The following is a 20,745-nucleotide window of genomic DNA, read 5'->3' as shown; positions in this document are numbered from 1 at the left end:
AGGGAACGCCATGATCGGGAGCAGCGTGCAACTGCAATACCGGGACTGGAGCGCCGTCGTGCTTCCCGAATTCGGAGCCAACGCCATTCGCCTTCGCGACCGGGACCGCGACGTGCTGCGCGCTCCGGACAGCGCGGAGCAGCTCAGGGAGGCGCCCTGCCTGTACGGAACTCCGATTCTGATGCCTCCCAACCGAGTCGAGGACGGAACGTTTACGTTCGACGGAGCCCTCTATCGGCTGGAGATCAACGAGCCGCGCCACCGCAACCATATTCACGGCTTTCTGGCGGATGCGCCCTTTGCGGTTGCGGCCCTAAGCGATCGACAGATCGTATGCGTGCATGAGAACGACGGCGGCCGCTACCCGTTTCCGTTCCGAATGACCGTCGCTTTCTCATTGGGAGAAGAAGGCTTCCGCCAGCAGATCGAGATCCTGAATACCTCGAGCGCCGATATTCCCGTCATGCTCGGCCTGCATACCGCTTTTGCCGAGCCCGCGACGTTCAGCGTGCCGATCGGCCAACGTTGGGAGACGAGCGACCGTCATATTCCCACGGGGAAGCTGCTGGAGCTGGACGAGCGGGAGCGCGAATTCGTTCGGGGGGGCATCCCGGGCGGCGCGCCGATCTCGGGTTTCTACACGGCTGCGGGGCATACGGCGCGCATCGGCGACTACTGCTATCGCGTGTCCGAGCGGTTCACCCAATGGGTGCTGTATAACGGGGGCGGGGATCGCGGCTTCCTGTGCGTCGAGCCCCAGAGCGGCCCCGTGAACGGGTTGAATCGACCCGACGGGTATATCCGTCTGAAGAAAAAGGAAAGCGTCCGGTTTTGGACCGTCATTTCCCGAGGAGGAGAACTAGCATGCCAAAAGTAAAGATCCATACCGACAAAGCGGTTCGCGAGTGGCCGCGCGTGGAGGGCTACCAGAACTCGACGCTGAGGTTCGCGCCTCCGGCCGACTTCCCCGAATTTTGGGCCGAGCGGCACGGCCGGCCTCGAATAATGCGATGCTGGGTGACGCTCGACGAGGTGTGGGACTACCGTACGGACGAATACGACTGGAACTACCAGATCGGCGTCAACCGCTACGAGGGCGATCCCCGGCATCATGAATACGATTGGGGATCGACGGTTCCGTCGGAGGTGCGCATTCAAGAGTATTTGTCCGCGCACAGCCGCCACAGCGACGAGATTCTCCTTAATCTTCGCCGATACGAGAGAGAGACGCTGACGGGCGTCGTCTCTCTGGAGAAATACGAGGAAGTGCTGGAGCGGGTCATCGAGCATTACAAAGATCTGTACCCGAACATCCGTTATATCGAGCCTTGCAACGAGAGCGACTACGAGGTCTTCGGAGGAATCGACACGACCCATTATTACAGGCTGTACACGAGGGCTTGCCGCGTCGTCAAAAGGCTGAACGAACGCCATCGGTACGACGTTCCCCTCGGCATCGGCGGCACCGCGATCAATGCGGTGATGGACCGTCCGCACCGTTGGCGCGAGTTTCTGCAGCACCTGGCCGACGATCGAAGCGAGAGCCGCCAGATCGACTTCTATTCCATGCACGATTATAACGGCCATCCGAATCGGATGAAGGTGTTCTACGAGATGCACCACGCCTGGATCAAGGAGCTCGGTTTGCCCGATCTGCCGATTTTCGTCGACGAGTACGGGTTTACGCAGACGACGGGCATATGGACGGACAGTCTGCGGAATGCCTCGGGCGTGCTTTCGGCCATCTTTCTGTCCACGCAGCTGCCCGGCATGCACATCTTTCCCTGGTGCACCTACCACAATCCGTCCTACCAAATGTCGTTCACCCAATATTTGCGGCTGGAGGACGGCAGGTACGCTTCGACGCCCAACGGGAACGCGATGCGAATGCTGCGCCTGCTCAAGAAAAACGAGCTGGAAATATCGGGAGAGCACCGGAACCGCATCGCCGCGACCGGGGACGAGACCGGCTATGCCGTGCTGGCCACCAACCCGAGCGACAAGCCGATGGCGGTCGATCTGATGCTGAGGCGGCTTCGCGAGGACAGCGTCACGATTACGGAATATCGCGTGGACGCCCTGAACAACAACCGGCTGACGGGTCCGGCCTGCACCGAGCTGGGATTGACCAACCGCTGGAACGGATGGACGGGCGGGGACGAGAAGGGCGTCGACATTTCCGCCGTGCTTGAGCCATACGGGTTTACGCTGTGGCTGATCGAGCCCTACAAGCTGTCCTCTCCGCTTCCGAACACGCGAGCGTTGACGCTGGCCGTGAACGGCATGGACTGACGGTCAGAACGAAAGCAAGGCCGGGGCCATGCCGGCCCCGAGTCAGAGACGGACAACAACGGCTAGGGGGACCTGCGAATGTACGAATTAAGAAACGAAGAACTGTCCGCAAGCTTCGACGCTCAAGGAAGATTGATCGGACTTGCCAATCGCAAAGGCGCCTGGGGCAATGTGATCTCCACTCCCGCCGCCGATAGCTTCAAGCTCGTATTCAAACGGGGCGAGGACTGGGAAAATCCCGTATTTTCCGGCGATCAGAGCTATACGGTTACGCAAAAGGAAGACAGCCTCGAGTTTGCGGTCGACCGGCTGAAGACTCGCGGTGCGACCGCGAATATCGGAATCAAGCTTGTCGTGTCCCTGCAAGGGGAGGATTTGATCTTCCGGGCGCAGATCGACAATCGGGACGAGGTGCTGATTACCGATTTCGAATATCCGATTATCGGTACGATTCATTCGCTGGCCGGCGGGAAGCCCGCACTGCTATGGCCGCAGCAATGCGGACAGAAAATCGCCAACGTAGGCCAATATTTGGCGAACATGACGGAAACCCGGGAGAAGCATTCCAACACCTTGCATTTGAATTATCCCGGCGGTCATCCGCACGGCGGAAGCATGCAGTGGATGGCGCTTGTCGACAGAGACCAGACGCTGTATTTGTCCGGCAGGGATTCCGAGTTCTATACTTCCGAATGGCTGGTGAAGGGAAGCCCGAGCCGCCCAGGCGCGATTACGCTGGCTATAGCCAAAATGCCGTTCGTCAAAAGGGACGAAATCTGGCAGTCGCCGGAGTCGGTCCTCAAGCTCTACACGGGCACCTGGCACCGAGGCGCGCGGGAATATGCCGCATGGGCCGGGCAATGGCGGCACCGGGCGAAGACGCCGCAATGGGTCAAGGATATGAACGGCTACTTTCTCGTTATCAACAAACAGCAGTACGGAACGGAAATGTGGACGTACGACGAGCTGCCCGAATTGTTCGAGATCGCCCGGGCGCACGGCTGCGACACGCTCGGTCTGTTCGGCTGGTACGACAGCGGTCACGACAACCAGTATCCGCATGTGTACGCAAGCGAATCGCTGGGCGGCGCGGAGACGCTCAAGGCGAACATCAAGGCCGTACAGGAGGCGGGCGGCAAAGTCACGCTCTACCAGCAGGGCCATCTGATCGATATTTCGTCCGACTTCTATAAGAACGGCGGGGATCGCCTCGAATCCAAAAGCCGCTGGAACGAGCCGTACTTCGAATTTTACAACAAGTCGCACCATAGCTCCTTCCTGACCAGCTACACGAGCAAATCGTTCTCGATCTCGTGCCCCTCTTGCCCGGAGTGGCGGGAATTAATGAAGGAGAAGACGGACTTCATCGCATCGTTCGGCGCTGACGGCGTATTGTTCGATCAGATTGGCGGCATGCCCGCTTATCCTTGCTTTAACGAAGAGCACCCGCATGCGCTGGGCAAGCCCTCGCTCTCCATGTCTCAGGGCAGGAAGCGGCTGCTGGAGGATATTCAGACTCGCACGAAGGAGATCGACGGCGAGTACGCCTTCTTCACGGAGCATGTGACCGACCTGTATTCCGGGTATGCGGACTGCCTTCACGGAATGTTCGCGGAGCCGTCCAGAGAATCCAATCGCCGGGATACGGAGACGAACGAGGAGATCGCCGAGAGGATCAACTACCCGGAATTGTTCCGATACTGCTTCCCGGAGACGGCGGTCACCATCCGCAATCCGTATCCGTACATCGCGCCTCGCGTCGCGAATTACGCGCTCGCGTTCGGCTTGCGCTACGAGATCGAAATCCGCTACGACAAAGACCGCGAGGAGCTGCTGGCCGACCGGTACGCCGCCGAACGCGAGTATGCCAAACAAGTCGCGGATCTTCGCGCCAAGTATTGGGAGGTGCTCGGCAACGGCGAGTTTCAGGACACGGAAGGCTTGGTCAACCGGAATCCGGCGATCGTCGCCAAAGCGTTCGGCGGCGGCCGCAGATTTGCCGTCGTGTTGTGGAACGACACGCCCCTTGAAGCGGATATCCGGATCGAAGCGGCGGGATATCGGCTGATCGAGGTGTCCACGATCGAGGAAACCTTCTTGTCCATGCCTCATGAATTAGCGCCGCAGCAGGTTGCTGTGGCATTATACGAACAAGAGGAATCTTAAAAGTTCCAAATTGTAGAGATGAGGTGCGAATGTGACGAAAAGCTCGAAAGTAACCGCCTATTCCCAAGTGAAGGAAATGATCAAGGAAAGCATTCTGTCCGGGGAGATTCCCGCCGGGGCGCGCATTACGATCGCGGAGATTACGGAACGGTACGGGGTCAGCCAGATGCCGGTGAGGGAAGCGTTTCAGATTTTGCAGGGGGAAGGCTTTATCGAGCTGCTTCCGCATAAGGGAGCGAGCGTCAAGTCTTTGACTCCGGAATATTTGCGGAACATTTACGAAATCCGCGGCGTTATCGAGGGGCTGCTGGCCCGGCGCAGCATGCCGAATCTGACGCTGTCCGGGCTGAATCGGCTGAAGGAAATCAACGGTCAGATGGAGGCCATGATCCAGAGCGGCATTCGGGCGGACGAGATCGTTCAACTGGACCGGGAATTCCATACGGCGATCTACGCCAGCAGCAACAACCCGGAGGCGCTGCAGATTTACGAGAAGTACGTGGGACTGATCAGTTCGCTGCGCAAAAAATTCGGCTACGGCGACAATCGCGTAGACAACATCGTCAGCCAGCACTGGAAAATCATCGAAGCGCTTCAAAATCAGGACGCCGAGGCGCTGGAGAAAGTCATACATCTGCACAGCGAAGGAGCCAAGCTGGATTTGCTCGCCTTGATGTCGAGCTGATCGTTGTTTGCGGTTAAGGAGGGATCATTTTGCAAGTTTCGTCGAGCGGCTCGCCTCATGCGACTGCGGATCGGCCGTCCGTCTGGCGGTCGGTCCTCGAGCGGCTGAAGAAGGACAAGCTGCTCTATATGATGGCGGTTCCGGGAATTCTGTTTTTCCTCGTCTTCCACTACGGTCCGATGTACGGCCTGGTGGTCGCGTTTAAGCACTACAACATTTATCAAGGGATTTTCGCCAGCGACTGGGTGGGCTTCGATAACTTCCGCACCTTGTTCGACATGTCCGGCTTCCGGAGAGCGCTGGCCAATACGGTCATCATCGGATTCTATCAGCTGATCTTCGTCTTTCCGGCGCCGATCCTGCTGGCACTTCTCATTCACGAGGTGGTGCACTCCGGCTACAGGCGCTTTATTCAGACCGTCATCTACTTGCCGCACTTCGTCTCCTGGATCGTCATCGGCAGCATTTTGTACGCCATCCTGTCTCCCACGACGGGCGTCGTGAAGGAGATCGCCTCGTGGCTCGGCTACGACGGCGCTGTCGCGAACCTGATGGGCAGCACGGAGCATTTCCGCGGGGTGCTGATTCTGTCGAGCATCTGGAAGGAGGCGGGCTTCGGGACCATTCTGTACTTGGCCACGATCGTCACGATCGATCCCCACCTGTACGAGGCGGCCAAGGCGGACGGAGCCGGCAAGCTGAGACAGCTCTGGCACATTACGCTCCCGGGGCTGCGGACAACGATCGTCATCCTGCTCATCTTCCATGTGGGGAACTTCTTGAACGTCGGACTGGAGCAGGTGTATGCGCTGTATAATCCGGCCGTTTACCAGGTCAGCGAGATTCTGGACACCTATCTGTACAAGCTCGCTTTCGAAGACGCCAAATACGACTTGGCCGTCGCCTCCGGGCTGTTCAAGTCGCTGGTCGGACTGACGCTCGTCCTCCTGACCAACTATATCGCCAAAAAAATAGACAAAGACAGCGGACTAATCTAAGGGGGAACGAAAAATGACAACCGGAGGCGGCCTGAACTGGGGACGGTGGATTCTATATGCGGCGCTGCTCGTGTTTACGCTACTTACCCTGTACCCGTTCTGGCATGTGCTGATGTATTCGATCAGCGATCCGAAGAAAGCGATGAGCGGCGGCCTGTTCCTGTTTCCGAAAGGGTTTTCATTTGACTCCTACTTGATGCTGTTCAGGAATTCGATGATTTTTCAGGCCTATTCCAATTCTCTATTCCGGCTCTTCGTGGGCACGTTCGTCAATATTCTGCTAACGGCTATGCTGGCGTATCCACTCTCCATTCGCAGATTTATCGGGAGAACGCCCCTTACGCTGATCATTTTCTTCACGATGCTGTTCAGCGGCGGCATGATTCCGACGTATTTGCTGGTGAACTCGTTCGGGCTGGTCGATACGCTGTGGGCTCTGATTCTTCCGTCAGCGATCAGCGCCTGGAACTTTTTCATCATGAAAAACTACTTCCAGAGCATTCCGCCCGAATTGGAAGAGTCGGCCAACATCGACGGAGCTTCGCCGATGCGCACGCTGGTGTCGATCATTCTGCCGGTGTCGATGCCCGTCATCGCGGCGATCGCGCTGTTCTACGGCGTATGGCACTGGAACGCGTTCTTCGACGCGGTGCTGTACATCCACTCGCAAGACAAGCAAGTGCTGACCTTGTTCCTGAGGACGATGATGAACTTCAGCGCGATGGAGTCGACCCGCTCGATGAACGACGCGGCGGTCGTGACCAACATCTCGGAGGAGTCGGTCAAGATGGCGACGATCATCGCCACGATGCTTCCGATGCTGCTGACATATCCGTTCCTGCAGAAGTACTTCGTTAAGGGGGTGTTAATCGGAGCGGTAAAGGGCTAGCTTTCGATTCGAATGGAAGAGCATGAACCGAATGGAATGGATTGGTCAAACTCAAGGAGGGTTCCGCATGAAAAAAAGAAAAGTTTCTCGAATCGGCGTTCCTTTCGCCTACGTGCTTGCGACCGCGCTGCTGGTAACGGCCTGCAGCGGCTCGAACAGCAAGGAGGAGGCGGAGCCGGCGGCCTCGTCCGCTCCCCCGACCGTGACGGCGCTGCTGTCCAAGACGACCGATTTTCCGGAGGACAATCCGGTGATCGAAGAAATCCGCAAGCGCTCGGGCATTAACCTGCAAGTCCAAACGGTAGGCAACGACGATTACGAGACGCGGCTGAACACGCTGCTGGTCTCGGGTCAGGCGCCGGATATTTTCACGGTAGGCAGGACGAAAATCCAGGAATTGATTACGAACGGAGCGATTCTTCCCCTGGACGAGCTGATCGAGCAGCATGCTCCCAACATTAAAGAAAACAGAGGGGACTACCTGAAAGGCGGCGCGTACGTCGACGGCAAGGCATACGGCATTCCGGAAGGTTTCGTGCCGGGCAGCGCGCTGGCGATTCGCAAGGATTGGCTGGACCGTCTGAAGCTGCCTATGCCGACGAATCTGGAGGAGTATGAAAACGTTCTCAGAGCCTTCGTCAACGACGATCCGGACAATAACGGTCAGAAGGATACGATCGGCGTAGGGCTGGCGATCCAGGTCGATCAGACGTGGGCGCACATTTTCGGAGCCTACAACGTTCCGATGGGCAGACAGGTGCTCGTCGACGGCAAGGTGACGCCTTGGATGCTCGCTCCGGGTTATTTGGACGCCGTTAAATATCTCAACAAGCTTTATCACGAAGGTCTGATCGATCCGGAGTTCGCCACCGTTCCGACTTTGCAATCGTTCCAGAAGCTGTGGAACGGCAAGGTAGGCGCCTACAATTTCAATGCCGACGGCATTACGCAAAACTGGCTGAGCCGATACGTCGAATCGCCGGCTCCCGAATTTGAGTACGCGGTTATCAAAGGACCGGACGGGCACGGCGGATACCTGAATCCCAACGTGGCGGACAGCAATCTGTACACGGTGATCTCCAGCAAGGCCAAGGATCCGGAGGCGGCCATGAAGATGCTCGACTTCCTCGTCAGCGAAGAGGGCGACACCCTGACCTGGGCGGGAATCGAAGGCTCCCAGTACAAATACGAGAACGGCGAGTTCCAGTGGATTTCTCCTTACGAGGATGCCGTGAAGCTGAGAGACGTCGGCGGCTATATGTATTCCGTGCTTCTGAACAGAATGAACGGGATGAGAGAGGCGCTGTTTAACGACCAGACCAAGCAGGGCAGACAGTTGGCCGAAGAGCATCTTATTGAAGAGGCGCATATTTACAAGATGCCGCAGATCGAAATCGACCGGGGCACGATTCTGAAGGACATGGAAAAAGAGTTCCGCACGAAAGCGATCCTGGCGAAAGGAAATGTCGATCAGCTGTACGAGGACTTCAAGAAGAAGTACCTGGCTGAAGGCGGTAACGATTGGATCGAGCAGGCAACAAAAATATACAACGACGAACAAACGTCTCGGCAATAGGCGAGCGGCCGAGGAAGTAGACGGGTGTTCGGCCATAGCAAGCGCCGCATCCCAAGCAAGAGAGTCGGGGGCTGTCCATAAACGGAATTTCAGTTGACGGACAGCCGCTTTTTTGCGCTGCCCGCTTATCGCCTGCGCAAGCGGGGGGCGAGCGGGCAGGGCGACTTCTTCGGCGGTCTCGCGGGACGTTCATGCCGCCTCTATCGCCGAACTCGTTGCCGGTCTGCACCAACATGATTGAACGACTGTTCGTATCCACATGCTCAGAAGTCGGCGGTGCGCTCAAGGAGCCAGCCAGCCGACCTCGCACGCAGATGAACATTTTATCCGACAGAAGGAGATGAACGACTTGGTTGCTAACTGGAAGAGCGCCCTGGCAAGAGCCTGGAAGCTGCTCTTGGCTTCGTCTTTATGGCTTCCGGCTTTGTCCTGGACGGGGGAGATGCGGGCGGCAGAAGCCTCGACGGTTCAATCGGCCGCGATGGAGCTGATCATCACGGAAGCTTATATCGACGATATCGACCGCTCCCATTGGGTGCCCGCCGGCGTCTCTAATTTTGACGTCATGGAATTCGTCGAAATCTATAATCCTACCGACAACCCGGTCAATTTTTCAGCGAATTACGACCTTTACCATTTTCGAAATTCAGCCAACAGGGAATACAGCCTGCCTCTATACCAGTCGACGGGAGACGTCATCGTTCCCGCCCATGGCAGCGTCGTGCTGTGGGGGTTCCTGGCGACTCGCTACAGCAAGGCGACGTCCGGGGAGACTCCGACGATCGAGGATTTCCGCAGCGTTTTCCAACTGGACGACAGCGTTCCGGTGTACATGATCAATACGACCTCCAGCCTGGGGTTCTATAATACATATAATGGAAGCTTCCGGATCAAGGACAAGAGCGGCAATCTGGTCGCCGAAGCCGCCTTTACGCCGGCGACGGATTCCGCCGACGGCCAATGCATCGAGTTCCGGATGCCCCCCGAAGGCGTGAGCATGCTCCCCTACAAAGCCAAGGCCGATCCCTCGCCCGGAGCGGTCGCGGCGGAGCAGCATACGCCGCCCCCGATCCCGAATACGCCGGTCTTCGGCAGTCTGTCGGCCAAGGAGGAGCTTGCGGCCGGAGAGCCGTTCACACTGTCGGCAGACATCGTCGACGCGACCCGGGCGTTCCTTTTCCTCAAGCAAAGCGATGCGACCAACTACCGCAAAATTCCGATGAGCCATCAAGGCGGCACGACGTTCGGGGCGACCGTCCCGCGCGCCCAGCTCTGGGGGGGAGACGCTGAGCTGGTACATCGAAGCCCACAACGACACCAAGTCGGCGCAGTCTGCGGTTCAGACCGCCCGGGTCGACTATGTCTACGACCCGGCGAAGCAGCCCCAGGTGCTGATGACCGAGCTGAAAACCGAGGACACCGGCTACAATTACTTGGAGTTTTACAACAATTCCGACAAGACGATCAATTTTGCTTTTAATAACGTGTTTTACGAGTATCCGTCCGGGTTGTCCTACCGGCACTGGACGCTGAACGCGAGCTCGCTGCCGATCGAATCGGGGCGGACGCTGGTCGTCTGGATTAACAACGACGGCAAAACAGTCGAGCAATTCAACCAGCACTACGGCGTAAATCTGGAGGAGAACAAGTCGATTATTAAAGTCGACTATTCCGGGATGAGTCCGGATGTCGAGAGAACGATCAAGCTCGGGAACGTCTACGAGAATCCGATCGTCGTCGCGACGTACCATGAGGACGAACTGGACGATACGTCGAGAACGGCCTCGATCCATTATACGTACAGCCGGGACAACGGCATTCGCATGGCCAAAGCCGATATCGACGGCCCCCCGACCCCGGGAACGGTCGCTCCTTGGCAGGTTCCCTCCGAAAGAGTTCCGTTCGATTATTACGGAGGCTTCCCGGACGATCCGAGCACGATGGTGCTGAAGCCCAGAGACGAGATTCCGCCCTCGATCGACGAGGGAGAAGCTTTGAACGTCGCCTTCGATCTGTACGATACCGGGACGGGCGTTCATACGATTGAAACGTATTACAAGTTCGACGACGAACCGACGTACAGGGTCAAGATGGAGAAAAGGCAGCGCATTCCCAAGCAGCTGATCACCTCGATTCCGGCCAGCGAGTTTCTGGGTCATGACCGGGTGAGCTTCTACATCCGCGCCTACAATGCGTTCCGCCATTACGATACGGCGGAGTATACGGTTCTCATTCGGAGAAGTCCGGCTGCGGACGGAGTCGAGCTGAACGTCGAGACCGGCCGGATCGTAAGCGGCACGCTCAACCTGAAAGCGTCGGCTGCGGAGGACGAGAGCGCGGAGCTCCGTATTCTGATCGACGGACAGGAGCAGGCCGCAGAGCCGGCGCTGGACGGAGACGCTTTTTTCGCCTACAGGGCGGAGGGGCTGACCTCCTACTACAAAAACGCGATCACCGTCGGCGGAGACGTCATCAAGCTGCTGTCGAGCTGGGCGAACGTACATCAGAAAGCGGCTCGAATCGACAGCTCGCGCTTTACGCCGAAAGCGGACGGAGATTACGAGGTGACCGTCACGCTGCGGGCGGGCACGGAGGGAAGTCCCTTCGAGGCATCCGGCGTCTACGCTCCCTTCACGATGAGCCAGATGGCTTTGTACTTGCCGGACGGCACGTTCCTGTACCCGGACAACGGCATTGCGTACAACAATGCGTACGTCATCGGCGACAGCGCTTCGACGCTGGACGTTCATTTTACGATTCCCAAGGAAAAGCTGAAGGCGAAAGGCATGCGCTGGGATACGAGGCAGCTTGCCGACGGAGAGCATACGATAAGCGCGGTTGCCGCGTCCGGATCCAAGCATGTAGTCGTAACGGTGGACAATGCCGCTCCCGTTGTCGATCCGGGCATCGGCGAAGGGCAGACGCTGAGAAGCGGCGACGTCGTATCCCCGTCGGCTCACGATGAAGGAAGCGGGATCGACGCCGCCGGAACCGAGGCGACCCTGAACGGCAGAAGCATTCCGCTTCCGTACGCGATCTCGGGCCGAGATCTGACGAGCGGCGCGTACACGCTGGAGGTTCTTTATACGGATCATGCGGGACATGCCGCCCGGAAGTCCGTCAACTTCCACGTCGACGTCTCGGCTCCGAGCGTTACCGTCGGAGAGGCGGGGCCAAGCACAAGCACTTCGGTCAGCCTGTCGGTTCGGGCGGAGGGAACCGCGGAGCGGCACGAGAGCGTAGAGTTCAAGCAGGCGAGAAGATTGTCCGTCCAGAACGGCGGCATCCGAGTCTATTCCGGCGCCGGCGATTATCCGCTAGCGGCGGGCGGCGCCGACAGCCTGATCTCGATCAGCGGCAAGGGTTTGCCCTATCAATTGTTCGAGATCGAGACCGGGGAAGTGACGGACGAGGATCTCGTCGAGGCGGTCTGGGAAGGCGGCAGCGACGCGAACGGGACTTTGCGGATGTTCCTGCTGAATAGGGCGACGGATCGGTGGGAGCCCGTTGCCGAAGAGAGCCAGGGACGAATCGAGGTCGTCTTTAAGGCCGGGGATTACGTTCAGAACGGCAAAGCGATGCTGCTGGTGCAAAATCGCAGCGAGGGCAGTCACCCTTCCGCGGATCGACAGCGCTCGCCGGTCGGCGGAGCCGATCCGAGCGGAACCGGCGCTTACGAATGGGACGGAACGGGGGTGCCGGACCGGTACGATTTCAGCTTCGCCTGGATCACGGACCAGCAATACTATGTTGAGAGCTGGCCGTCCCATTACACGGAGATGAACCGCTGGATTCTGGACAACCGCGAACGCTTCGATATCCGCTATACGATCAACACGGGAGATCTGGTGGACGAGTGGGACCGGGACGAGCAGTGGCAGATCGCGGACGCGGCCCAGAGAATACTGGACGAAGCCGGCATGCCGAACGGCGTACTGGCCGGGAACCACGATGTGGCTTCCGGCAATGAAGAGTACGACAGCTACTGGCAGTACTTCGGCGAGCATCGTTATCGGGACAACAGTTATTACGGAGGCTCCTACCGCAACAACCTGGGACACTACGATTTGATTTCCGCAGGCGGACAGGACTTTATTATCGTGTATGCGAGCTGGGACGTCTATCAGGACGAGATCGACTGGATGAACGAGGTGCTGGCGAAATATCCCGAAAGGAAAGCTATTCTTGCCCTGCACCGCTATTTGAAGCAGGGCGGAACCTTGGATTATACCGGCGAGCTTGTCCAGAAGGAAGTCGTAGCCAAAAATCCGAACGTCTTCGCAGTTCTGAACGGCCACTACTTCGGCGCCGCCATTAAGATCGACGGCTTCGACGACGACGGGGACGGCATCCAGGAGCGCAAGGTGTATCAAATCTGTACGGACTATCAGGGAGCGGCCGAGGGCGGTCTGCAATATTTGAAAATGATCTATTTCGACCTGGACAACGACAAGGTCTATATGAACGCCTATTCTCCTTATCTGAACGATTTTAATTATTTCGACAGTCCGAAGCTGGCAGCGTACGACGTCGGCGTGACGGCCAGCTCTCAGGACATCTACGAGCTGGACGTACCGTTCGATACGAACGCGAAGACGCTGTCCACGACAAGTCTGAAGGTCGACGTCTATACGAATCTCAGTATCGGGACGGGCCGGCTTTCGTCCGGAGAAGCCGTTCACGTCTGGGAGGGCTTAACGCCCGATACGTCGTATGGGTGGTATGCGCAGCTCGTCAACGACATGGGAGAAGTAACCCGAACCTCCATCGCGGAGGCACGCACGCTTTCGGGCGGGGGAGCGGGAACGGCGCCGCTCATCACCTCGGCCGTTCCCGGGGACGGCTACGTTCGTCTGGCTTGGGCTCCGGCGGCCGAATCGGTGAGCTACTCCGTGTATGCCAGCACCGTCTCCGGCCTGTACGACCAGCCGGTCGTCACGGTCGCCAGCTCGGTGTATCGGCATGAAGTGACGGGATTGACGAACGGAACGCTCTACTACTTTACAGTTCAAGCCGAAACGCCGAACGGCGTTCCGACGGTGTCGAACGAGGCGAGCGCGACGCCGATCGGCGTCCCGGGGGCTCCGACCGGCGTAACGGCCGCGGCCGGCAACGGGATGGCGACCGTCAGCTTCGCTCCTCCACACAATGACGGCGGAAGTCCGATATTGCAATACGTGGTGACCGCAAATCCCGGAGGCATCCAGAAGACGGGCACGGGAACGACGATCTCCGTCGGAGGCTTGACGAACGGCACGGCCTACACGTTTACGGTGAGGGCGGTCAACCGGGCAGGCAGCGGACCGGAATCGGCGGTGTCCCCTTCCGTCACGCCGTACAGTCCGTCATCGGGCAGCGGCAATCCGGGACCGACTCCTCCGGCCGATCCTGCTGAGCCTGGGCCGATAGAGCCGACAGGACCGGTTCAGCCCGGGACTGCCGACTTTGCGATCGCCCTTAACGGCAAGTCCGAGGCGATCGCGACCGCGGTCACGACGGAAGAGGGCTTGCGGAGGGTCACGACGATCACGCTGGATGACGGCAAGACGGAGAGAGCGCTCGCTCTGACGGAACGCCGCGCTCAAATGATCGTTCCGTTCCCTTCCGACACCGATATCGCGGTTCTGTCCTTGAGCGGCCAGACGTTGAAGAAGCTGGAAGCCAGAGACGACGTTCTTGTCATCGAGACGGAGAAAGGCTCGTACACGCTGCCTGCGGCTCTGATCGGCTTGGAGCGGCTGGCGGCGCAGTTGGACGCGCAAGACAGCCTTCAAGACCTTAACGTCAAAATGACCGTCGCTGCGCCGTCCAAGGAAACGGAAGGCCGGATCGAGCAAGCCGCCCTTCAAGCCGGTTACCGGCCGGCAGCCAAGCCGATCAAATTTACGATCACCGCATCAAGCGGCGGCCAAACGGTGGAAGCGATCCATCTGGACGGGTATGCGGAGAAATGGATCGCCCTCCCGGCAGAAAGAGGCAGAGCCGGGATGACCGCGGTTGCGGTTCGCCCGGACGGCGCCTTCGTTCCGGTGCCGACTTCGATCGTCGTCAGGGACGGCATCGCTTACGCCCGCATCAACAGCCTGTACAACGGCACGTTCCTGGTGGTCGAAAGCGTCAGGACGTTCGCGGACACGGAAAATCACTGGGCGCGGAGCGCCATCCATGAACTGGGATCGCGGCTCGTTATCGACGGCGTCGGCGATGACCGGTTCGAGCCGAATCGCAGCATAACCCGCGCGGAGTTCGCAGCCGTCCTGGTTCGTGCGTTAGGCCTCATGCAATCCGAAGCCGGGCAGCCGGTTTTCCGGGATGTCGGCCAAGGGGCCTGGTATTCCGAAGCGGTGTCGGTCGCCTATTCGTACGGATTGGTTAACGGTGCAGGCGGCGGGAATTTCAGGCCGTCGGACCGCATCACCCGCGAGGAGGCGATGACTCTGATCGCCAGAGCGATGAGCGCAGCGGGAGTTCGGACGGACTTCGCCGCCTCCGAGATCGAACGGGAACTGGCGGACTACCGCGACTCCTCCCAAGTCGGGGCCTGGGCGCGCCCTGGCGTCGCTGCCGTGCTGAAAGCGGGCATCGTGTCCGGCAGAAGCGAGACGGAGCTGGCGCCGAAAGACGAAATCTCCAGAGCGGAGACGGCGGTGCTGCTGCTGCGACTGCTGCGGCATTCGGGACTTCTGTCATAAAAAGACGCAAAACGGCCTCGGGGCTTTCTCCGGGCCGTTTTGCGTTATCGCCGGGAAAAAATCGGTTCTCCTTCGTTCCGAGACGAAGCCGCGCTCCAGGATCGACCATCCGCAGCCGAAGCCTGGACCTTGGCGTTCCCCGTCCATTCTTTTCTGAATCACCTCCGACAAAAACGCGATTCTTCGTCTGGAGAACGCCGAAGGCGTTTTTGCTGGTGTGCCAATAAGGATGCGATTGCCCTATTAATAACCGATTAGCCCCCCTACAAATAAAGAAAAAAAGCATGCTAATCTGGAAAAAAGGCATAGAGGAGGACGGAAGAAATGACGAAACGCGAGGGGAAGAGGGACAAGCGCCCGATGGCGCTTGAGGAGGCATCAAATGAGCTTGAGACGGTATGGGAAGCGGACTGGATATGGAGGTCGCGGCGAGTCCGCGTCAACGATTTCGCTTATTTCCGCAAGGAATTCCGCGTCCGCGGTCCGCTGGAGCGGGCGATCCTGTATTACTCCGCGCACCATACAGCCAAGGTGTACGTGAACGGGACGAAGCTTGGCGGCTGCGTCTCTCCCGCGCCGACCCATCCGGAGAAGCGCAAAGCGTATTTGGCCTACAACGTCTCGGAGCTGCTGCAGACCGGCCCGAACTGCTTGACGGCGGACGCCCATTATCTGGGCGGAAGCGGCCAGAACTATTACGACGGGCTTCCTGGCTTCCGGCTGCAGCTTCATCTCGTGTACGCGGACGGCAGCGCGGAGATCGTGAAAACGAACTCGTCCTGGCAGACGATGAAGGAAATGCCCCACGCGCCGGGCACCTCCTATCAGCAAAATCGCAGAGTGTCAGCGATCGAGGCTTACGACGCGCGGAAGTGGGATCCGCGGTGGCGCTATGCGGGCTGGCGGAAGGAGGGGGCAGCGGCGAGGGCGAAGCCGGCCCGGATCGGGCGCGACGACTGGCCGATGGAGGCGCAGCGCATTCCCGAGGGCGCGATCGCGGAGGAGATCGCGTGCGTCAAGCTGCCTCGACCGCAAGGAGGGGCCGCGGAATTCGCTCAGGTCTTCGACGCGGGCGCCGTCGTATCGGGATGGCCGAAGCTGGCGCTGCGGGGAATCGCGGGCGCGACGGTCCGGCTGCGCTATTCGGAGGATCTGGACGAGAGCGGGCGGGTCAAGCACAACGTTGCGAATGAGCGCTCCGACAACTATTATGACGAATACACGATTCGCGGGGACGAGCTGGAAACGTGGCAGCCGGACTTTTCGTACAAGGCTTTCCGTTATGTGGAAGTGACGGGGTATCCGCGCGAGATCGCGGAAGGGGAAGTGACCGTCTGCTGGGCGTATACGGATATGGCGCAGGTCGGCCAATTTTCTTGCTCGGACGGCCATCTGAACGAGCTTTACGCCGCCTGCATCCGCACGCAGAAAAACAATACGCTCGGCCAGACCGTCGACTGCCCGCACCGGGAGCAGGCGCAGTACATTGCGGACACGGATCTGCAGGCGGAGACGCTTCTGTACAATTTCGACGCAGTCGGCGTCCTGGAGAAGACGCTGGCCGATTTCGCGGACGCGCAGCTTCCGGACGGCACGTTTCCGTTCGTAGCCCCGACCAACTACGGGCATCCGGACTTCCATCTGCAAATCCCGGAGTGGGATCTTCATTACGCCACGCTGATGTGGAAGACGTACGAGGCTTCCGGAGACGAAGGCGTACTGAGGGAGTTCTACGGAACGGCCCGCCGTATGGTCGACTACTTCGTCGGCATCCGGGATTCGGACGCCGGGCTGGTCCCGCTGGACAAAGGCTGGCACATTAGCGATTGGCCGTATCCTTCGGTCGAGCACAAGGGGGCCTTTCTGACGGTGCAGCAGATCAAGCTGGTTGTTGCGCTCAGGGCGGTCAGCCGGGCGGCCGGCTTAATCGGGCGCGCGGACGAGAGCGAGGCGTATGCGGCGCATGCCGACCGTCTCAGCGAGCGGATCGTTTCGCTTCTGTACGATGCGGAGAAGAAGCGTTTTCGCGACAGCTCGGAATCGTCCGAGACCCACCAGGGCGTGACGGCGCTCGCACTGCACGCGGGCCTCGTTCCGGCCGAGGATCGCGCAGCGGCTGTCGCATCCGTGGCGGAGCAACGGTGGGAGTGCCGGACGGTGCTGTCGCTGCCGCTGCTGCGCATGCTGTTCGACAACGGCCGGGAAGCCGAAGCGTTTGCGCTGCTCGACCGCAGGGAGTACCCCGGCTGGGGGCATATGATTGCCCAAGGGTCGAAAACGTTGTGGGAGGGCTGGGAAGATATCGAAAGCCATTCCCATGCTTGGAACGGATATCCGGGCAGGCTGCTTCAGGAATACGTCGTCGGCATTCGCTCCGAGGCGCCGGGATTTGCGCGCACAGTGATTCGGCCGTATTTGCCAGAAAGCCTGACGTACGCCGAAGCGCGGGTTCGGACGCCGTTCGGGCCGGTCTATGCCCGCTGGGATCGGGAAGAAGGCGGAGTGCGCGTGCGCGCGACGATTCCAGCGGGCATGAGCGCCCGGCTGTCTCTGAGGCTCGCGGAAGGACGGAGCGCCGAGCGGGAACTGACCGAAGGGGATAACGACATCCTTTTGCGAGACTGACTTGAAGAAGAGCTGCCTTCTCTCGGTTCACCGAGGAGGCAGCTCTTTTTCTTATCGCAGCCGCGACGATCATGCCGTCACGATGAAAAAGCAATTGACTTTGATAATCGTAATCATTACAATTAGATAATTATATCGTAATAATTACTATTATTGACGGAGGATCATATGAACATCGAACGTAAAAAGCGGAGAAACAGGAAGGTTTGGTCGGTCATGTCGACATCGCTGCTGCTCATGCTGCTGATGGCCGCCTGCGACTCGGGAAAGACGGGGGATGAAGGAGAGTCCTCCAAGGCGCAACAGGAGGGCGCGAAGGAGGAACTGGTGCTGGCCGTAGGAAAGGTCGATGTCGGGATGTTCGATCCGAAGAAGGGCTGGGGGACGCACGCCCAGATTCGGTTGACGCACAGCTCGCTGTTAACGATCGATGCCGAGTTGAACTTTATCGGGGATCTCGCTCAATCTTATTCCGTCAGCGAAGATGCGCTGACCTGGACGTTCCCTCTTCGGGACGATGTCAAGTTCTCCAACGGAGAGCCCGTGACGGCCGAGGATGTCAAGTTTACATACGAGATGCTGAAGGAAGACGGCATCAAATTTGATCTGTCCTTCGTTCAATCCGTCGAGATCGCGGACGGCGATACCGTCGTCATCCGGCTCAAGGAGCCGCGTTCCACCTTCGTCAGCCAGCTTACCGAGATCGGGATCGTGCCCAAGGCCCATTATGACGACCGGTATTCCAGCGACCCGATCGGCTCCGGGCCGTACAAAGTCGTTCAATACAGCGACGGCCAGCAGATCATTATGGAGGCGAACCCGTACTGGTACGGCGCCAAGCCGCAGTTCAAAAAGCTGACGTTCCTGCTGCTCGAGGAGGACGGAGCCCTTGCCGCCGCGAAGGCCGGCCAGGCCGATCTGGTCTATGTGCCGCCTACGTTCGCCGAGCAGAAGGTTCCCGGCATGAAGCTTCTCGCCTACGAAAGCATCGATTCCCGGGGAATCATGTTTCCGACCGTGCCTGGCGGAGGCAAGGGAAAAACGAACGACAAGGACGTCGAGGTCGGGAACGACGTCACGGCTGACCCGGCTATCCGGCAGGCGCTGAACATCGGACTGGATCGTCAGAAGCTGCTCGACATGGCGATTGGCGGCTACGGCAAAAAGGCGTATTGCCTGTGCGACAATATGCCATGGTTTAACGAGGAAACCGTAGTCGAGGACGGCGACGTGGAAGGAGCGAAAGCTCTGCTGGCCCGCGGCGGCTGGACGGATGCGGACGGGGACGGAGTGGTGGAAAAGAACGGTCGCAGGGCGGAATTCGACATGTACTACAGCTCCAACGATCAGCTCCGGACCGATCTGTCGCTGGCCGTTGCCGATCAGGCTCGCGAGCTCGGCATCCGGATTCACCTCATCGGCGCGACTTGGGACGAGATATACGTTAAAGGCAAAACGGCCGCCGTCGCCTGGGGAGGCGGAAGACACCATCCTCATCAGCTGTATACGATGAATTCCTCCAAGGTGATCGATACGAGCTATCATAACATGTCCAATTACCGCAACGACAAGGTCGACGAGTATTTGGACAAGGCGCTGACGGCCACGACCCAGGAAGAAGCCAACAACTATTGGAAATTGGCGCAATGGGACGGCAAGACGGGCTTCAGCGGCATCGGCGACGCGCCGATCGTCTGGCTGGTTCGCGTCGATCATTTGTATTTGGCCGATGAAAAGCTGAACCTCGGCAAGCAGCCGGTTCATTCGCACGGTCACGAGTGGGCATTGTTCGGCAATATTGCCGAATGGACCTGGGATCAATAGTTAGCTGCCGAAGGAGGATTCGCTTGGTTACTAGCCTTGCCATTCGCGTCATTCGAGTGTTGACCTTATTGTTTGGACTATCCGTCTTAACGTTTTTGCTTATCCATCTGTCCCCGATCGACCCCGTGAACGCCTACGTCGGAGGGGACGGCTCGGCTTCGCCGGAGCAGATCGAGAAGTTCAAAGCCTATTGGGGCGTCGATCAGAGCTTGACGGAGAAATACTTATCATGGGCGGGGGCGCTGCTGGAAGGCAATTTCGGCACCTCCTTGCTGTATCGCGTTCCGGTCATCGAGATCATCCAAAGCCGCTTCCTCACCTCGTTGGCATTAATGGGCACGGCCTGGGTGCTGTCGGGCGTCATCGGCTATGCGCTGGGCGCCGTTGCCGCCATGAATCGCGGAAAACGAATCGACAAATGGATCAAGTGGTACAGCTATACGCTCGTGTCCACTCCGATATTCTGGATGGGGCTTATTTTGCTGATCGTATTTGCGGTATGGCTGAAGTGGTTTCCCGTAGGCCTGGCCGCTCCGGCCGGCGTAATGGAGAGCGACGTTCGATGGATAGACCGGCTGCATCATTTCGTTCTGCCGGCCGCGACGCTAAGCATTTTGGGCGTGGCTAACGTCGCCATGCACACGCGCGAGAAAATGATCGATATTTTGAATACGGAGTATGTGCTGTTCGCCAAGGCCAGAGGAGAGAGCAGATGGCAAATCTTCAAGCATCACGGGCTGCGCAATTCGATTCTGCCGGCGGTCGCTCTTCAGTTTGCTTACTTCGGAGAATTATTCGGAGGCTCGATGCTGGCGGAGCAGGTATTCGCTTATCCGGGACTAGGCAGCACGTTGACGACGGCAGGATTGAAGGGTGATCTTCCTCTCATGGTCGGCATTATTCTGATCAGCTCCCTGTTCGTATTTGCCGGAAATCTCATAGCGGACGTGCTGGGCAAAGCCGTCGATCCGAGAACAAGGGAGGCGGCATAATTGCAA

Annotated in this window: 12 protein-coding genes; all 12 read left to right on the top strand. The window is 58.8% G+C overall.

What is annotated here, in order from left to right:
* Positions 1-10: 10 nt before the first annotated feature.
* Positions 11-877: an aldose 1-epimerase gene (locus ACFO3S_RS02985; protein ID WP_378092051.1), complete on the top strand. Its 867-nt coding sequence runs from the start codon at positions 11-13 to the stop codon at positions 875-877.
* On the top strand, positions 865-2,292 hold the full coding sequence (locus tag ACFO3S_RS02980) for a hypothetical protein (protein WP_378092049.1): 1,428 nt from the start codon (positions 865-867) through the stop codon (positions 2,290-2,292). The genes ACFO3S_RS02985 and ACFO3S_RS02980 overlap by 13 nt, the downstream gene beginning before the upstream one ends.
* Positions 2,293-2,370: 78 nt before the next feature.
* A complete protein-coding gene (locus ACFO3S_RS02975; protein ID WP_378092047.1) occupies positions 2,371-4,458 on the top strand; it encodes a DUF6259 domain-containing protein in 2,088 nt (695 codons plus the stop codon).
* 31 nt (positions 4,459-4,489) lie between these two features.
* Entirely contained in the window at positions 4,490-5,143 is a 654-nt protein-coding gene (locus ACFO3S_RS02970; protein WP_378092045.1) for a GntR family transcriptional regulator, read from the top strand.
* A gap of 29 nt (positions 5,144-5,172) precedes the next feature.
* Positions 5,173-6,141 carry an ABC transporter permease gene (locus ACFO3S_RS02965; protein ID WP_378092043.1) on the top strand — a complete coding sequence of 323 codons (969 nt, stop codon included), beginning with the start codon at positions 5,173-5,175 and terminating at the stop codon, positions 6,139-6,141.
* A 13-nt stretch (positions 6,142-6,154) separates the two neighbouring features.
* Entirely contained in the window at positions 6,155-7,030 is an 876-nt protein-coding gene (locus ACFO3S_RS02960; protein WP_378092041.1) for a carbohydrate ABC transporter permease, read from the top strand.
* Positions 7,031-7,097: 67 nt separating this feature from the next.
* The gene (locus ACFO3S_RS02955) at positions 7,098-8,606 is read left to right on the top strand and encodes an extracellular solute-binding protein (RefSeq protein WP_378092039.1); all 1,509 of its coding nucleotides are present in this window, start codon (positions 7,098-7,100) and stop codon (positions 8,604-8,606) included.
* 349 nt (positions 8,607-8,955) lie between these two features.
* Positions 8,956-10,086, top strand: coding sequence for a lamin tail domain-containing protein (locus tag ACFO3S_RS02950; protein WP_378092037.1), 1,131 nt, complete (start codon positions 8,956-8,958; stop codon positions 10,084-10,086).
* Positions 10,001-15,298: an S-layer homology domain-containing protein gene (locus ACFO3S_RS02945; protein ID WP_378092035.1), complete on the top strand. Its 5,298-nt coding sequence runs from the start codon at positions 10,001-10,003 to the stop codon at positions 15,296-15,298. The genes ACFO3S_RS02950 and ACFO3S_RS02945 overlap by 86 nt, the downstream gene beginning before the upstream one ends.
* A 324-nt stretch (positions 15,299-15,622) precedes the next feature.
* Complete coding sequence (locus ACFO3S_RS02940; RefSeq protein ID WP_378092033.1) at positions 15,623-17,923, top strand: family 78 glycoside hydrolase catalytic domain; 2,301 nt, start codon at positions 15,623-15,625, stop codon at positions 17,921-17,923.
* A gap of 168 nt (positions 17,924-18,091) precedes the next feature.
* Positions 18,092-19,747, top strand: coding sequence for an ABC transporter substrate-binding protein (locus ACFO3S_RS02935; RefSeq protein WP_378092031.1), 1,656 nt, complete (start codon positions 18,092-18,094; stop codon positions 19,745-19,747).
* Positions 19,748-19,770: 23 nt separating this feature from the next.
* Positions 19,771-20,739 (top strand): ABC transporter permease, encoded by a 969-nt coding sequence (locus ACFO3S_RS02930; protein WP_378092029.1) that lies wholly within the window; start codon positions 19,771-19,773, stop codon positions 20,737-20,739.
* Positions 20,740-20,745 lie beyond the last annotated feature (6 nt).

The sequence above is a fragment of the Cohnella hongkongensis genome (assembly GCF_042654645.1).
GTDB lineage: Bacteria > Bacillota > Bacilli > Paenibacillales > Paenibacillaceae > Cohnella > Cohnella hongkongensis.
This window is presented reverse-complemented; position numbering and strand designations above follow the sequence as displayed.